The sequence below is a fragment of the Mycetohabitans endofungorum genome (assembly GCF_037477895.1).
In the GTDB taxonomy this organism is placed as follows: Bacteria; Pseudomonadota; Gammaproteobacteria; order Burkholderiales; family Burkholderiaceae; genus Mycetohabitans.
The window spans coordinates 216,081-229,401 of the sequence record NZ_CP132745.1 but is presented as its reverse complement, the minus strand read 5'-3'; the positions used below and the strand labels follow the sequence as shown (position 1 = coordinate 229,401).

Genomic DNA, 13,321 nt, shown 5'->3' with positions numbered 1-13,321 from the left:
TCAAGATTTTTGCAGGCTCGACTAGTTACGAGTAAGTTCGCTGTGCAAAGTAGGTAAATAACTCGTCGCAAATTGCCTGACTAAGTCGGTTGCGCTTGATAAAGTCCTTAATTTCTGTTTTTGCGTGATTTGGCACATATAATATTATTCTCGGATTCTCATCGAGAGCCAATATACTATCGGGTTTTTCCAGTTCATGGAAAACATCGAGTATGTCCGTTTCATTGCCGCCGTCGAGCAGGCGCAGTGCAAGTTGCCATATCTGTTTCGCTAAGGCCTCACTCACTCCTAGAGCAGCTTGGATCAGTCCAGCAGCCACCAGTGTACGTTGCCCAGGTATCACGCGCCGAGCCGCATCTTCAAGCAATGAAAGTTCGTAAGCATGGTGTTCCCACGTTAGTTCCGCCAACGCGAGCGGCAGATAGCGTAGTGCGCTACCCAACTGGTGATTTGGCAGTAATAGTGTCAAGTCACGCAGCGCAACATAGTGATTAAGCTTTTGTCCATTTAGCGCCCATATTGATTTAGCTAACTCACCAATCGGCTCACCTTGGTACGACCTTGGCAAACGTCGCACCCATTCCTGTAGTATTTGATGATACTCAGCGATCGTTATTTGTGGATTAATAAGATTAATGCCGAGAACTTCGTATTGTAACTGCCACGCTAGTTGCACAATCAGTTCAGCTTGCTCGGCCGCATTTAACTCGGGAAGCCGGCTTATAAAATTTTGATAGGTGCTTTCAAAAGGGAATTGATCCTCTGGTAATTGTGACATTAGCGATGCAACAGCGGCCCAAGTGCTGCCTTGTTTAGGACTTCGTCGTTCGGCGTCAGCATAAACAAAATTATATAAATCGATTCTTTGCCCATCAGGAAATTCTCTTATCGATTTAATCATGTCTTTCTGTATTTGCAGACCTTGCTTTGGCACATGGCGTGCAGCTTCGAAAACCCGTTGAAATGCTGTTTGCTGCTGCTCGTCTGGCAAGCCCAGTATTCGCGGCCACAGCGCCCGAAGAGGTTCGGCACGCAACGCCGGCTCAGCACGGATACGCTCGATCTCGGCTAGTAACTGCTACACCGATACAAGATCCAGCGCTTTAGCATGCTTGGCTCGCTGGTAGCAAAGCCAGCTTAGCCGTCTTTCTTGTAGTGCGTAATAGCTTCGCCTGCTTACGGTCGATAGGTTGCCTGCTTCGTCGAATGGCAGATGACCGGCCACCTCTTGAAGAATTTCTGCAGGCAAATCACGGTATGTTGTTGGGTAGCTTGTTTGACCAGTCGTGGAACGTTGCAGCACGCGTGTGCTTACAGATGCCGTCTGGCTTACAGAATCCGGCGGAGCAGCCACAGCAGGACGGCCGGCTCGCTGGTTTTCCATTGTATATATCGCTATTTGAGCACTGTTGGATGCGGCACTTGTGTCAAAGTCTATTGGCAAGCTCCGTAAAGAGTGAGACACGCACAACCCAAGGCGGTAGTGCTTTTAGTATGGGTAAAAGCGCACGTAACAACACAGCGGTGAGCAGCGGCGTCTACATCTTTGTCGGATAACACCATGCCGGCAGGCTGATTTGCTACATTGGGTAAGTCATCCAAGTCGGGAAAGAAAAGAGCGATCAGGCAGTGATGGCAAACAGGTTAGACCGTAGTTGGTTAAGCTCACTGTTGCGCACAAAGTAAAAATGGCTCTTCCCACTTTGTGTGAACCTGCAGATGGCAATAAGAATCAAGCCGGTATCGCACCATTCGGATAATCGGCATGGATTTTTCCTTCCTTCAACGCCTGTTACCCGCTGCCGACATGCGCATTGTCGGATGGGAAATGATCGGCAATCGACTCATCGTTGCATTGAAGCATCAAGGGCTCGTTGCACACTGCGCGGCGTGTGGAGCGACCAGTTCCCGGATACACGGAGGGTACCGACGACGCGTTGAGGATCTACCGTGTAGCGGCCATCGCGTCACACTGAAAATCCAGGTGCGGCGCTTTCGTTGCGATAACACAATGTGTTGCCGGCGAACATTCGCCCAATGCCTTGCGCCATTCGGCGCGCGTCAGCAGCGCCGCACAGCCCGGGCACAGACGGTGCTGTGGCATGTGGGCTTGGCACTTAATGACGCCGCAGGTGCGCGCCTAGCACAGCGGCTGGGCATTTCGATCAGCGGCGAAACGATGCTTCGTTTGCTCAAGCGCAACGGCCAAAAGTACGTCGCGACGACATTCAGCCCTACCACAGTTGGCGTCGATGACTGGGCATTCAAACACGCTCATCGCTATGGCACCCTACTGGTCGATCTCGAGCAACGGCGCCCATTGGATCGGTTGCCCGATCGTGATGCGACATCGGTGGCGAACTGGCTAGCAGGAAACCGCGCAATCTGAATCGTGTCACGCGATCGCGCTGGTATTGACGCCGAAGGCATCACCCGTGGCGCGCCACAAGCCATACAAGTGGCCGACCGATGGCATCTATTGAAGCATCTTGGCGATGCCATTGAACGCGCGCTGAGCCGCTGCCAGCGGCCTATCCGCGAAGTTGCACGCTCGCTCAATCACGAGCACGCTTCTGTCGCATTGCCAGCGATCGAATAGAATGCGCCCGGCGTGGCAACAACATCGAGGCTACTGGTTAATGGATCGGGGCACGGCCGCGCTCACCGACGACAAAGAGCGGCACATCGAGCGCTTGGTTCAACGACTCGCCGAGCGAAATTCCCAGATAACAGCAATCCAGCGACTGTCGCTCCAGTTCACCAACATAGTCAAGCGCCGCGCACATCAAGCGTTGGCAAGCTGGCTGCGTCAAGCGCAGGCCAGCGGTGTACCAGAAATGCAGCGGTTTGCAGCCAAGCATTGGGCACGACTACGATGCCGTACACGCTGCACAGCTCACACCCTACAGTAACGGCATCGTCGAAGGCCATGTCAATCGGCTCAAGTTTCTCAAGCGCCCAATGTATGGCCGCGCCGGCTTCCAACTGCTTCGTACTCACGTGTTGAATCGGTGCTGACTTATGACGTGAACCTTCACACAAAGTGGGGAAGAGCCAGTAATTGTCGCCAGACATGCGGTTGTGAATCAGCACCAATTAATGAACCCTTGCATTGCGGTGATGGCACGTATAAACTAGTTATATGTCTAGTTATTAGGGATCCGCCATGCATGCTTGGCCTGTACAAGACGCGAAAGCCCGTTTCAGCGAGCTACTTGACGCCTGTGTCAGTGAGGGGCCGCAGCTGGTGACCCGTCGCGGCGCAGAAACAGCTGTGCTGGTGCCTATCACGGAGTGGAAACGGCTCAACGCCGCCGCACGCCCCTCGCTGAAAGCCTTGCTGTTGTCCGATTTCAGTCGTGGTGACCTTGACTTGCCACAACGTGGACGGGCGCAGCGTCGCACAACGCTTGCTCTATAAAACCACCGTGTTCCTTCTGGATACGAATATTGTTTCTGAGCTTCGCAAGCTGCGCCCGCATGGGGCAGTCGTGTCATGGCTCGAAAGCGTTGCCGATCACGAGCTTTACCTATCCGCCGTGACACTCGGTGAAATTCAAGCAGGCATCGAAATCACGCGCGAGCAAGACGCCGACAAGGCATCGGCGATAGAAGCGTGGGCCGATCAAGTCAGCGCGACCTACAATGTCTTGCCCATGGACACTGCGACCTTCCGGCTCTGGGCGAAGCTGATGCATCGTCAGTCGAACACAGTCTATGAAGACGCCATGATCGCGGCCAGCGCGCTGACGCACAAGCTTATCGTCGCCACAAGAAACGTTCGCGACTTTGAACGCTTTGACGTACCGGTGTTCAACCCATTCGGGAAATAAGTCTACCTACATCTTGACGGTCAACGCCCCGGCGGGCTCGCCTAACGACTAAGAAAGCGAAAATGCGAACGGGGTTGGAGTTCACCGAACGGCTGGTGCTAAGCGCGCGTCAGATTGAGCGGCTGGTGATCCGATATCGTAAGTCGAGCACACCTCCCTTTGGCTGTTCTCACGCTACGTAGGATCTAATTCAAATAGAATTGGATTCGATCTGTCGTCCAAGTCGCCACCCCCGTCCCGAAGAAATCCGCATCCTCCGTCCAAACCGGGCATCCGATTGCCATAGCACATGCCAGGACGGGCCAATCGTCGGCATCCCTTGCCCGATGCGCTGGAGCGCAGCGGCCTGCGTATCTCCATAGATTTCAGCATCAACAATTGGGATCAAGGGAACCAAGCTATCCAGCACGGCTATCGCTGACTCCGGCGCAACGCCTCTCTTCTCCAGTAATGCTGGCAGGTACTTTCTGGCGTCCGTGTACGTCACGTCGGGAGCGAAACACTGAACTGCGTGAGCATACACCATGACCAACTCGCGCACGCGCGTGCCAAGAACTGCCCGGATCAAGATGTTCGCATCGGGTACGATTGCCTTATTGCTCATGCAGATTTGGCACCGGTCTTGTTCTTGCCAGTCGATGCCCGGCGAACTGCCTTAAACTCGGACACTACCCCTTCGACATCCACGCCACGACCAGTCAGCAGATCACCCAAGATTTCACTCGCCTTTTTCATAGCGGCAAGATGCGCTTCGGCTTGACCATGTGCCGGAATGAAGTACCCTACCGTCTGACCATGCCGCGTCACCGCAACGGGCATATTCGATAGGTGTATGAGGGGGTAGCTTCAGGATTCACACATCGTGCCGGATTTTTCTACTTTTGAATGGCCGGATTTTTGAGTCAGCCTCATTCTGCCCTGCACCCCAATTCACGTTCTTATGAAGTGCCTCGATCTTCCAGCGCATGGCATACCAGTTTAATTTCTTGAGTGCCTCGGCGCGCGAGCTGACTGGCATACCGGTAAACAGTTCCCCCCCAATACGAGCTAGTCCATAAAGCGTAGCGGTCATCGGACGGCACCGATCCATATAATTGAGCGGCCGCTTTTTAACCCTATCCGCCTGTATGCCCCCACAACTGTGGCACGCATCCTATGCTTATGAGCAGGCGGCCCAGCCGCGTGCCCCCAGGGGGCGCCGGGTCACCTGGACCCGTTCCGGCGCCACATGACGCAGGTCCGTCTCAATGGCGAGTCGCTGTATTGCAATGCTATCCGGTCGATGCCAGTTCGAGAGTGGGGCATGTAGCAATTGAATGCGGCGGTTGGGTCACGCATCGCAAAATGCGCGATCACGGTGAGGCCGCCTGCCGTGTCGCGGCAGTGGTCGAGGCAACCGCATTTGACATGACCGAGAATACGCTGTAACGGCAGCATTTGGCACCGGGCAAGACATCGACCGCCTGGCCGGGCCGATCTAGATGCGGAAGTGATCTGGATCGGTGCGCTAAACATATACGACAGCAAAAAGCCGGCGCGCGTCACATCAAAGGACAGGGCGACGGCCTTCAGTGGCAAGGAGACACGCGATGAGCAAACTAAACAAGACGATTCGCGTGGCTACTGACGTCGGTGGCACTTTTACCGACCTGGTGTACTTCGAAGTCGATCCGCGCACAGGCCGGCAATCGGTACGGACTGCCAAGTCGGATACGACGCCGCCTGACTACGAGCAGGGCATCCTCAACGTACTAAAAAAGGCCGATGTGGATTTGAGCGCTGTTACCTTCCTCGCGCACGGCACCACCGTAGTGATCAATGCGCTGACCGAACGCCGTGGCGTTAAGACGGGACTGATCACGACACAAGGCTTTGGCGATACGCTAGAAATTGCGCGTGCCAACCGGCCTGACTTTTTCAATTTGAGCTGGGTCAAGCCCGCGCCATTTGTGCCACGCTACCTGCGTCGTGAAATACCGGGACGCCTGCATGTAGACGGCAGCGAGCGCGAGCCGCTGGACCTATCTGGCCTGCCCGCCATCGTCGACACATTCCGCGCCGAAGGGGTGGAAGCCGTCGCGATCTGCCTGCTGCACGCCTATACCAATCCGGTGCACGAACAAGCGGTGCTGGCCGGTGTGCGTCGGCTCTGGCCACAGGCATCGGCGGTGGCATCGCACCAAATCACGCGCGAGTGGCGGGAATACGAGCGCTCCAGTACCGCGGTACTGTCCGCCTATGTGCAGCCAATCGCCGCACGCTACCTACAGCGGCTTGAAGACGGATTGCGATCGAACGGCTATCGGGCGCCGCTCTATGTGATGCAGTCGAACTGCGGTGTCGACACCGTGGCTCACGCCCGAGAAATCCCGATTACGATGGTGGAGTCGGGGCCGGCCAGCGGCTTCTGGGGAGCGGCCGAACTAGGCCGTCTGATCGGCGAGCCCAATGTGCTCGCGCTCGATATCGGCGGCACCACAGCCAAATGCACACTGATCAAGGACGGGCAGATCTCCATCAAAACGGACTACTGGTTCGAGCGCGACCGGACGCATACCGGCTATCCGATTATGGTACCTGTGGTCGATTTGGTCGAGATCGGCAATGGTGGCGGCTCGATCGCGTGGATCGACGAATTCGACAAGTTGCATGTCGGCCCGCAATCGGCTGGGGCGTCGCCTGGTCCCGCAGCCTACGGTCGCGGCGGCACCCATGTGACCACCACCGATGCAAACCTAATTCTGGACCGCATTAATAAGGATTATTTCTGCGGCGGTACGTTCATTGCCGACATCAAAGCCGTGGCCCGGGCCATGGCACCGCTGACCGAGCGGCTACGGCTGTCGCCGCAGGAAATCGCGCGCGGCATTATTCGGATCGCCAACGACAACATGGTGAATGCGCTGAAGTTGGTGTCGCTCAGCCGGGGCCATGATCCGCGCGACTTCACGCTGCTCGCCTTTGGTGGCGGCGGCGCGATGCACGCCGTTGCGCTCGCGCAGGAACTCGGCGTGAAAAAGGTGGTGATTCCGCGTGGCGCGTCTGTCTTTTCCGCGTGGGGCATGACGATGTCCGACCTGCGTCGCGACTGCTTCGTCAACCGCCTCTTTGAGATGGATCGTCCGGATGCGGCGCTCGGTGCGCAAGCGCTGCTTGAACAGCTGTCGCATGATGCAACGGCACAGTACGCGACCGAGGGCATCGGCGCCGACGCTATCGAATTGGCCCTGTACTGCAAGATCCGCTACCAGAACCAGGAGCATGCGGTCGAGGTGCCGCTGCGGCAAGATGAACGCGTCGCCACGCATTGGGCCGATATCGTTGCCCGCTTTCACGCCAGCTACGAGCAGCAGTACACCTATCGGCTGAACGCCCCGCTGGAGATCGTCGGCTTTCATATCGTCGCCGTGGCAGAAATCGGCAAGCTCAACCTGGCCGACCTGCCAGTCACCGGCGCCACTATTCAGGCCGCGGCAAAAGGCCGTCGCACCGTCGACTATGCGCTCGAAGGGAGGCACGAAGCGATCGTCTACGACGCGGAACGCATCGAGCCTGGCATGCACTTCGCCGGTCCGGCAATTATCGAAGACCCCGGCACGACCATCGTGGTCCACCCGAATAACGCCGTGAGCGTCGACCGCCTCGGCAACTTTCACATCACTCTTTCCATGTGAGCCATCATCATGAGCCACAGCGATAAGATCGATATCTTCACGCTCGATATCATTCAGAATGCACTGCAAGCCATCGCCGACGAGATGTTCACCGCGATGCGCAAGACCGCGATGAGCCCGATCATCTACGAGGTGCTCGACATGGGGACTGGCATCACCAATGCACAAGGCAATATCGCCAGCTCCGGCGCCGGTATCCCTGCCTTTGTTGGCGTGCTGGATAAGGCGGTGCGCCGCATTTTGGTCGAGCACGGCCAACCAGGCGACATCGAGCCGGGCGACATCTTCATCACCAACGACCCGTACTCAGGCGGCGTGACGCATCTGAACGACGTGGTACTGTCGATGCCGGTTTTCGTTGGCGACGACATCGTCGCGTGGACGGCCAATATTGCTCACTGGAACGATGTTGGCGGCATGGTCCCGGGATCATTCTCTACCGATGCGACCGAGATCTTCCAGGAAGGGCTGCGCCTGGCCGCGGTAAAATTGATCTCACGCGGCAAGCCAGTGCGTCCCGTGATGCAGATTCTGCGCTATAACACGCGCATGCCCGACTTCATGGAAGGTGATCTTTGGGCAGGCATCGCTGCCGCGCGCAGCGGCGCGACACGCTTGATTGAACTGACCCAGAAGTACGGTAAAGCAATGTTCCTGCAGGCAATGCAAGACTTCATGGACTACGGTGAAAAGGTCTCGCTGAAAGCACTGCGTCACACGCCGAAAGGGCGCTTCGAACTGGCCGAACCTCAGGACGACGACAAGGTATACAAAGTAGTCGTTGAAATCGGCGACAACGGAATGATCGTCGACTTGCGCGACAACCCGGACCAGGTCCATGGACCGGGCAATCTCAGCCGCGACGGCACGGTAGTGGCTGCCCAGATGGCATTTAAGTCGATCACCGAGCCGAACGGCAGCGCCAACGGCGGCACCTTCCGGCCGCTGAAGGTTGTGACACGGCCTGGTTCGCTGTTTGATGCGTGTAGCCCTGCGGCAGAAGGGTTTTACTTTGAAAACCTGATCCGGGTGCACGACCTGATCTTACGCTGTCTTGCGCCGCATCTGCCCGACCGCATCCCCGCCGGCAGTTTCTCGTCGATATGCGCCACCGTGATTGGCGGCCCCCATCCGGAAACCGCGCGCATTTTCACGTTGATCGAGCCTGAGATCGGCGGTTGGGGAGCAAAGCGGGATCGCGACGGCAACAGTGCGATGTTCTCCGCAATGCATGGCGAGACATACAACTGCCCGGCCGAGATCTGCGAGGCGCGCTATGGCGTCTATGTCGAGCGCATGGAACTGAACGACGAGCCAGGGGGATACGGGCAATATCGCGGCGGCCGCGGCATCCGGCTCGATTATCGGATCCGCTCCGACGGCAGCTTCCTGACCTGCGGATATACGCGCGCCAAAGTGCCACCGTGGGGCCAGGCGAACGGGCGTGACGGCTCACTCAATTACGTCGAGATCGTGCGCGCCGACGGCCGCAGCGAGCGCTACGCCATGGCCAGCGGCGTCAAGCTCGATCGCGGCGATGTGGTCCGCGTGCGTACGGGCTCAGGTGGCGGATACGGTGATCCGTCGATGCGCGATCCCGATGCGGTTCGCGACGACATCCGAAATGGCTATATCTCTGCCGAGCTGGCACGCGAAGTCTATCATTGGGAGGGGAGCGTGCGACTACATCATGCAGGCCAGATCTGAAAGTACTTGCAAAGTGCATAACACGCTCTAGCCCAGTGGTACAGCAGTCAATGGTATCGTGATGGCAGGCGCGGCCCGGCTTGCGGTGCCGCGCGGGCGCAGCGGCCGTCGGACGCCGAAACACTGGCTGCCAGCGGCGGCTGTCCGTCGCTACGCTATCTCAGGACTGTGATGATGAGCTACGAACTGTACTACTGGCCGGGCCTACAGGGCCGCGGTGAATTCGTCCGCTTAGCGCTCGAAGAGGCAGGGGCAGATTATCTTGACGTCGCGCGCTTACCGCCGTCCGGTCGCCGCGAAGACGCAAATCCGCAAGGCACAGAGCACGGCATCGGCACGATGATGTCGATTCTGCAAAGCCAAACCGAGCCCTGCATCCCGTTCGCTCCCCCCTTCCTGCGCGACGGCACAACACTCATTGCGCAGACCGCTAACATTCTGCTGTACCTGGGACCCCGGCTCGGCCTGGTGCCCGCCGATGAAACACTGCGCCACTGGGTCCACGGACTGCAGCTGACGATTGCCGACATGGTGAGCGAGGCACACGACACGCACCACCCGATTGCCAACGCACTGTATTTCGAGCAGCAACGCGACGCCGCCCGGCAGCGCGCCGCCGATTTCATCGCCAACCGGATACCGAAGTTCATGCGCTATTTCGAGCGGGTGCTCGAGCAGAACCCCGCGGGATGCGCGCACCTGGTCGGCGCGGCATTGAGCTACGCAGACCTGTCGATGTTCCAACTCATTGATGGACTGCGCTACGCGTTTCCGCGTGCCACCGCTCGCTTCGCGACACAGTATCCGAAGCTCACAGCGCTGCATGAAGCGGTGCGCGCGCGGCCGCGTATCGCCGCGTACCTGGCGTCGCCTCGCCGCATCCCGCACAACGAGTCGTGCATATTCCGGCACTACGCGGAATTGGACGCCAGTTGACTCATCGCCATCGCGCCGTGCTGGCCTTTTTGCTCAAGCTGCGCACCCGCGCGCAACGCCTACTCAGGCTGTCCGACGAGCATACGATGCTGCTGTGGGCCACCCTCGCCGGCTTGGTCGGCGCGGCCGCGACCATCGTGTTCCGCCTCGGCGTCGACTGGCTGGAATCGCTCGTCGATCCTAACGCGAGCGGACTGGTGGAGGTCGCGCGCGACCTACCGTGGTACGCACGGCTCGCGCTGCCCAGCGTCGGCGGCGCCGTGGCCGGCATGCTCCTGCTGGCAGCCCGGCGTGACGACGACGGCAAGAGCCATGCTGACTATATGGAAGCGATTACTATCGGCGAAGGGGTGGTGCCCGTGCGGCAAAGCCTATGGCGCAGCGGCTCGTCGCTGGTCACGATTGCCTCGGGTGGCTCAATCGGCCGCGAGGGCTCGATGGTGCAGCTTGCCGCGCTCAGCGCATCACTGCTCGGCCGCCTCGTGCATGTCGACCCAGAACGTCTGCGCTTGCTGGTGGCGTGCGGCGCCGCGGCCGGCATCACGGCCGCGTACAGCGCCCCGATCGCCGGCGCGCTGTTCGTCACTGAAATCGTGCTGGGCTCGATCGCGATGGAGAGCTTCGGGCCAATCATCGTGTCATCTGTGGTCGCCAATGTCACGATGCGCGCATTGTCCGGCTACCAGGCGCCCTACGAGATGCCGCCCTTTCCGACCATCTCCGGCCTCGAAGTACTGTGGTTCGTCGGGCTCGGCATCCTGTGCGGGATGCTCGCGCCGGCGTTCCTCCTCCTGCTGGGTGCCTCGCGCCGGCTGTTCGGCCGATGGGTGGCGCCCCTGCCCTGGCGGCTCGCACTGGGCGGCGCGCTGGTGGGCGCCTTATCGATCCAGGCACCGCAAGTGTGGGGCAACGGCTATAGCGTGGTGAACGCCATTCTGCACCAGCCTTGGACCTGGCAAGCGCTCGTCGCAGTGTTAGCGTTCAAGGTAGCGGCGACCTGCGCGACGGTCGGCTCAGGCGCGGTCGGTGGTATTTTCACGCCGACGCTGTTCGTCGGTGCGGTGCTCGGCGCGATCTACGGACTCGCGGCCCATGCGCACTTGCCGCTCGCCACGTCGGCGCCGTTCACGTATGCCATCGTCGGGATGGGGGCTTTCCTCGCGGCAGCGACCCATGCGCCGTTGATGGCGATCTTGATGATCTTTGAGATGACGCTCAGCTATCAGGTCGTGCTGCCGTTGATGCTGGCTAGCGTGATCGCCTATTTCATCGCGCGGGCCCTGGCCGAGACTTCAATGTACGAGGTCACACTGCGGCGCAACCGCGAGCGGCGTGAACGGCTGCGCCTGAAGGCCACGCAGATGCGTGAACTGGTGCGCCCGGCCGACACCGTCCTTGGCCTAGACGCGAGCGTGGCGGACATGACGCGCGTATTTCTCGAATATCCGGTTAAGTACATCTATATCGTCGACGCTGCCGGCTGGTTTCAGGGCGTGGTCGCGTTAAAGGACATCACCTCCGACCTGCTCGACAAGCACGGCCCGCGCGAGCACCGTGCGCGTGACTACCTGCGCCGAGATTTCGCCGCGCTGACGCCGGACATGCCGCTTGCCGCCGCGTTGCAGCACTTTCTCGCCTTCCAAGGCGAGCGGCTGCCCGTCGTCGCATCGAAGCAGGCGCCTAAATTGCTAGGCGTAGTCTACAAGACCTCGCTGCTGCAGGCATACTTCCGGATGAATGCTAGCGATTGAGTCACGCCGCATGCGACGCGTCGTCGCGACGGCAAAAAGCAACGGATTCACTACAATGGATTCGGAGGGTGCAACATGTCCGAACAATCGACTCCTGCACTGCGGCGCGACCAGGCCGGTTGGATCTTTGTGCATATCGAGGGTGCGCCATACGAGCGTGGCCTGCAGCACGGCCAGTTGCTTGCCCGCGAGATCAGCAGCGCGATCCGCGCCGCGCAATATCTAGCCAAGTGGGACACCGGCGAGGAGTTTGACACCTTCGTGAACGCCGCAATCGACCAATTCACCGACCGTGTCGATGACGAGTTCACCGCCGAGATGCGCGGCATTGCCGATGGCGCGCAGTTGCCCTACGAACAGGTGCTCGCCTGGAACGGCTACATGGATCTGCTGCAAAGCTGGTGGCCCGCGCATGTCAGCCAAACACGGCCGCAGTTCGCCGGCAAGCCATGGCGAGGGCGCCTCGGCCATCACTGCAGTGCATTCATTGCAACCGGCAGTGCCACGCGCGATGGCCGCATCGTGATGGCGCACAACTCGTGGGACCGCTATGCGGCCGGCGATGCGTTCAACGTGATCTTCGATATTGTGCCCGAGGAGGGCAACCGGATCCTAATGCAGGGACTGCCGGGCTGCATCTCCAGCCTAACGGACTTTTGGATCACGTCAGCGGGCCTGATGGTGACCGAGACGACGATTTCCAATTTTGTCGGCTACAACACCTCCGGCTCGCCGGAGTTCTACCGCTCGCGCAAGGCGACGCAGTATGCCGATAGCATTGGCTCGTGGTGCGAGCGCTTCGCGACCGACAACAACGGCGGCTACGCGAACAGCTGGCTGCTCGGCGATACCAAAACCGGTGAAATCGCACGCTACGAGCTTGGGCTGCATTATTCCGGATTCGAGGTCACCAAAGACGGCTTTTACAGCGGCTTCAACACGGCCAACGACCTGAAGATCCGCAACCAGGAATGCATTAGCCAGGGGGATGACTACAACGACGTGCGGCGCAATGGTGCGCGCCGGCTGCGCTGGATGCAACTGATGGAAAAACACCGCGGCCGGATCGATGCTGAACTGGCCAAGGAAATGCTCGCCGATCATTACGATGTGTACCTCGATCGCGACGATCATCCGAGTTCGCGCACCCTTTGCGGCCACTTGGAACTGGACGACGCACGCTTTGGCGACGCTGATCACGGTCCATTCAATCCATGGGGCGCCAACGACGGCAAGGTGGTCGACAGCGACATGGCGGTACGACTCGAATTGTGGGCACGCTGGGGTCACCCATGCGGCCGGCCGTTCGACGCACAAGCGTTTATGCGTCGCCATCCGCAGTGGAATTGGCTCAACGGTTACATGCGCGATCGCGCGTCCCAGCCGTGGACGCTGTTTGACGCAGTCCGTTGACCGCATG

At 59.1% G+C, this 13,321-nt stretch carries 12 protein-coding genes and 2 pseudogenes; 9 read left to right on the top strand and 5 right to left on the bottom strand.

The window, feature by feature from the left end; all coding sequences use genetic code 11:
• Nucleotides 1–25 precede the first annotated feature (25 nt).
• Nucleotides 26–991 (bottom strand): hypothetical protein, encoded by a 966-nt coding sequence (locus RA167_RS13215; protein WP_175972479.1) that lies wholly within the window; start codon nucleotides 989–991, stop codon nucleotides 26–28.
• Between the two features lie 774 nt (nucleotides 992–1,765).
• On the opposite strand from RA167_RS13215, the pseudogene RA167_RS15710 reads away from it, so the two are divergent.
• Both RA167_RS15710 and RA167_RS13210 read left to right on the top strand, forming a co-directional pair.
• Nucleotides 1,766–1,948: pseudogene (locus RA167_RS15710) on the top strand (hypothetical protein); the annotation flags it as partial.
• 231 nt (nucleotides 1,949–2,179) lie between these two features.
• Nucleotides 2,180–2,389, top strand: a complete 210-nt coding sequence (locus RA167_RS13210; protein WP_175972478.1) for a transposase — start codon at nucleotides 2,180–2,182, stop codon at nucleotides 2,387–2,389.
• Between the two features lie 247 nt (nucleotides 2,390–2,636).
• On the opposite strand, the gene RA167_RS13205 is transcribed toward RA167_RS13210, so the two are convergent.
• Nucleotides 2,637–2,861 (bottom strand): hypothetical protein, encoded by a 225-nt coding sequence (locus RA167_RS13205; protein WP_139337177.1) that lies wholly within the window; start codon nucleotides 2,859–2,861, stop codon nucleotides 2,637–2,639.
• A 305-nt stretch (nucleotides 2,862–3,166) separates the two neighbouring features.
• Here RA167_RS13205 and RA167_RS13200 point away from each other — a divergent pair, with 305 nt between their 5' ends.
• Nucleotides 3,167–3,421, top strand: a complete 255-nt coding sequence (locus RA167_RS13200) for a type II toxin-antitoxin system Phd/YefM family antitoxin (protein WP_013435358.1) — start codon at nucleotides 3,167–3,169, stop codon at nucleotides 3,419–3,421.
• 7 nt (nucleotides 3,422–3,428) lie between these two features.
• Complete coding sequence (locus RA167_RS13195) at nucleotides 3,429–3,833, top strand: type II toxin-antitoxin system VapC family toxin (RefSeq protein ID WP_076788616.1); 405 nt, start codon at nucleotides 3,429–3,431, stop codon at nucleotides 3,831–3,833.
• A 185-nt stretch (nucleotides 3,834–4,018) separates the two neighbouring features.
• On the opposite strand, the pseudogene RA167_RS13190 reads toward RA167_RS13195, so the two are convergent.
• The 3 genes and pseudogenes from RA167_RS13190 to RA167_RS13180 all read right to left on the bottom strand — a co-directional run bounded on the left by RA167_RS13190 (nucleotide 4,019) and on the right by RA167_RS13180 (nucleotide 4,905).
• A pseudogene (locus RA167_RS13190) lies at nucleotides 4,019–4,359 on the bottom strand (PIN domain-containing protein).
• A 74-nt stretch (nucleotides 4,360–4,433) separates the two neighbouring features.
• Entirely contained in the window at nucleotides 4,434–4,652 is a 219-nt protein-coding gene (locus RA167_RS13185) for a type II toxin-antitoxin system Phd/YefM family antitoxin (protein ID WP_237574289.1), read from the bottom strand.
• Between the two features lie 34 nt (nucleotides 4,653–4,686).
• Complete coding sequence (locus tag RA167_RS13180; protein ID WP_076788043.1) at nucleotides 4,687–4,905, bottom strand: hypothetical protein; 219 nt, start codon at nucleotides 4,903–4,905, stop codon at nucleotides 4,687–4,689.
• A gap of 517 nt (nucleotides 4,906–5,422) precedes the next feature.
• On the opposite strand from RA167_RS13180, the gene RA167_RS13175 reads away from it, so the two are divergent.
• From RA167_RS13175 to RA167_RS13155, 5 genes are all read left to right on the top strand, one after another.
• Nucleotides 5,423–7,507, top strand: a complete 2,085-nt coding sequence (locus tag RA167_RS13175; protein ID WP_076788042.1) for a hydantoinase/oxoprolinase family protein — start codon at nucleotides 5,423–5,425, stop codon at nucleotides 7,505–7,507.
• A gap of 9 nt (nucleotides 7,508–7,516) precedes the next feature.
• Nucleotides 7,517–9,214 (top strand): hydantoinase B/oxoprolinase family protein, encoded by a 1,698-nt coding sequence (locus RA167_RS13170; RefSeq protein WP_076788041.1) that lies wholly within the window; start codon nucleotides 7,517–7,519, stop codon nucleotides 9,212–9,214.
• Between the two features lie 174 nt (nucleotides 9,215–9,388).
• Nucleotides 9,389–10,150, top strand: a complete 762-nt coding sequence (locus RA167_RS13165; RefSeq protein ID WP_076788614.1) for a glutathione S-transferase family protein — start codon at nucleotides 9,389–9,391, stop codon at nucleotides 10,148–10,150.
• Nucleotides 10,151–10,167: 17 nt separating this feature from the next.
• A complete protein-coding gene (locus RA167_RS13160; protein ID WP_076788040.1) occupies nucleotides 10,168–11,901 on the top strand; it encodes a ClcB-like voltage-gated chloride channel protein in 1,734 nt (577 codons plus the stop codon).
• Between the two features lie 75 nt (nucleotides 11,902–11,976).
• A complete protein-coding gene (locus RA167_RS13155; RefSeq protein ID WP_076788039.1) occupies nucleotides 11,977–13,314 on the top strand; it encodes a C45 family autoproteolytic acyltransferase/hydolase in 1,338 nt (445 codons plus the stop codon).
• The last annotated feature ends 7 nt before the right edge of the window (nucleotides 13,315–13,321 follow it).

What these genes read in the sequence shown, in the direction of transcription:
- RA167_RS13210 (WP_175972478.1), top strand. Translation starts at nt 2,180, where the DNA reads ATGCTTCGTTTGCTCAAGCGCAACGGCCAAAAGTACGTCGCGACGACA.
- RA167_RS13205 (WP_139337177.1), bottom strand. Translation starts at nt 2,861, where the DNA reads ATGCTTGGCTGCAAACCGCTGCATTTCTGGTACACCGCTGGCCTGCGC.
- RA167_RS13200 (WP_013435358.1), top strand. Translation starts at nt 3,167, where the DNA reads ATGCATGCTTGGCCTGTACAAGACGCGAAAGCCCGTTTCAGCGAGCTA.
- RA167_RS13185 (WP_237574289.1), bottom strand. Translation starts at nt 4,652, where the DNA reads ATGCCCGTTGCGGTGACGCGGCATGGTCAGACGGTAGGGTACTTCATT.
- RA167_RS13180 (WP_076788043.1), bottom strand. Translation starts at nt 4,905, where the DNA reads ATGACCGCTACGCTTTATGGACTAGCTCGTATTGGGGGGGAACTGTTT.
- RA167_RS13175 (WP_076788042.1), top strand. Translation starts at nt 5,423, where the DNA reads ATGAGCAAACTAAACAAGACGATTCGCGTGGCTACTGACGTCGGTGGC.
- RA167_RS13170 (WP_076788041.1), top strand. Translation starts at nt 7,517, where the DNA reads ATGAGCCACAGCGATAAGATCGATATCTTCACGCTCGATATCATTCAG.
- RA167_RS13165 (WP_076788614.1), top strand. Translation starts at nt 9,389, where the DNA reads ATGAGCTACGAACTGTACTACTGGCCGGGCCTACAGGGCCGCGGTGAA.
- RA167_RS13155 (WP_076788039.1), top strand. Translation starts at nt 11,977, where the DNA reads ATGTCCGAACAATCGACTCCTGCACTGCGGCGCGACCAGGCCGGTTGG.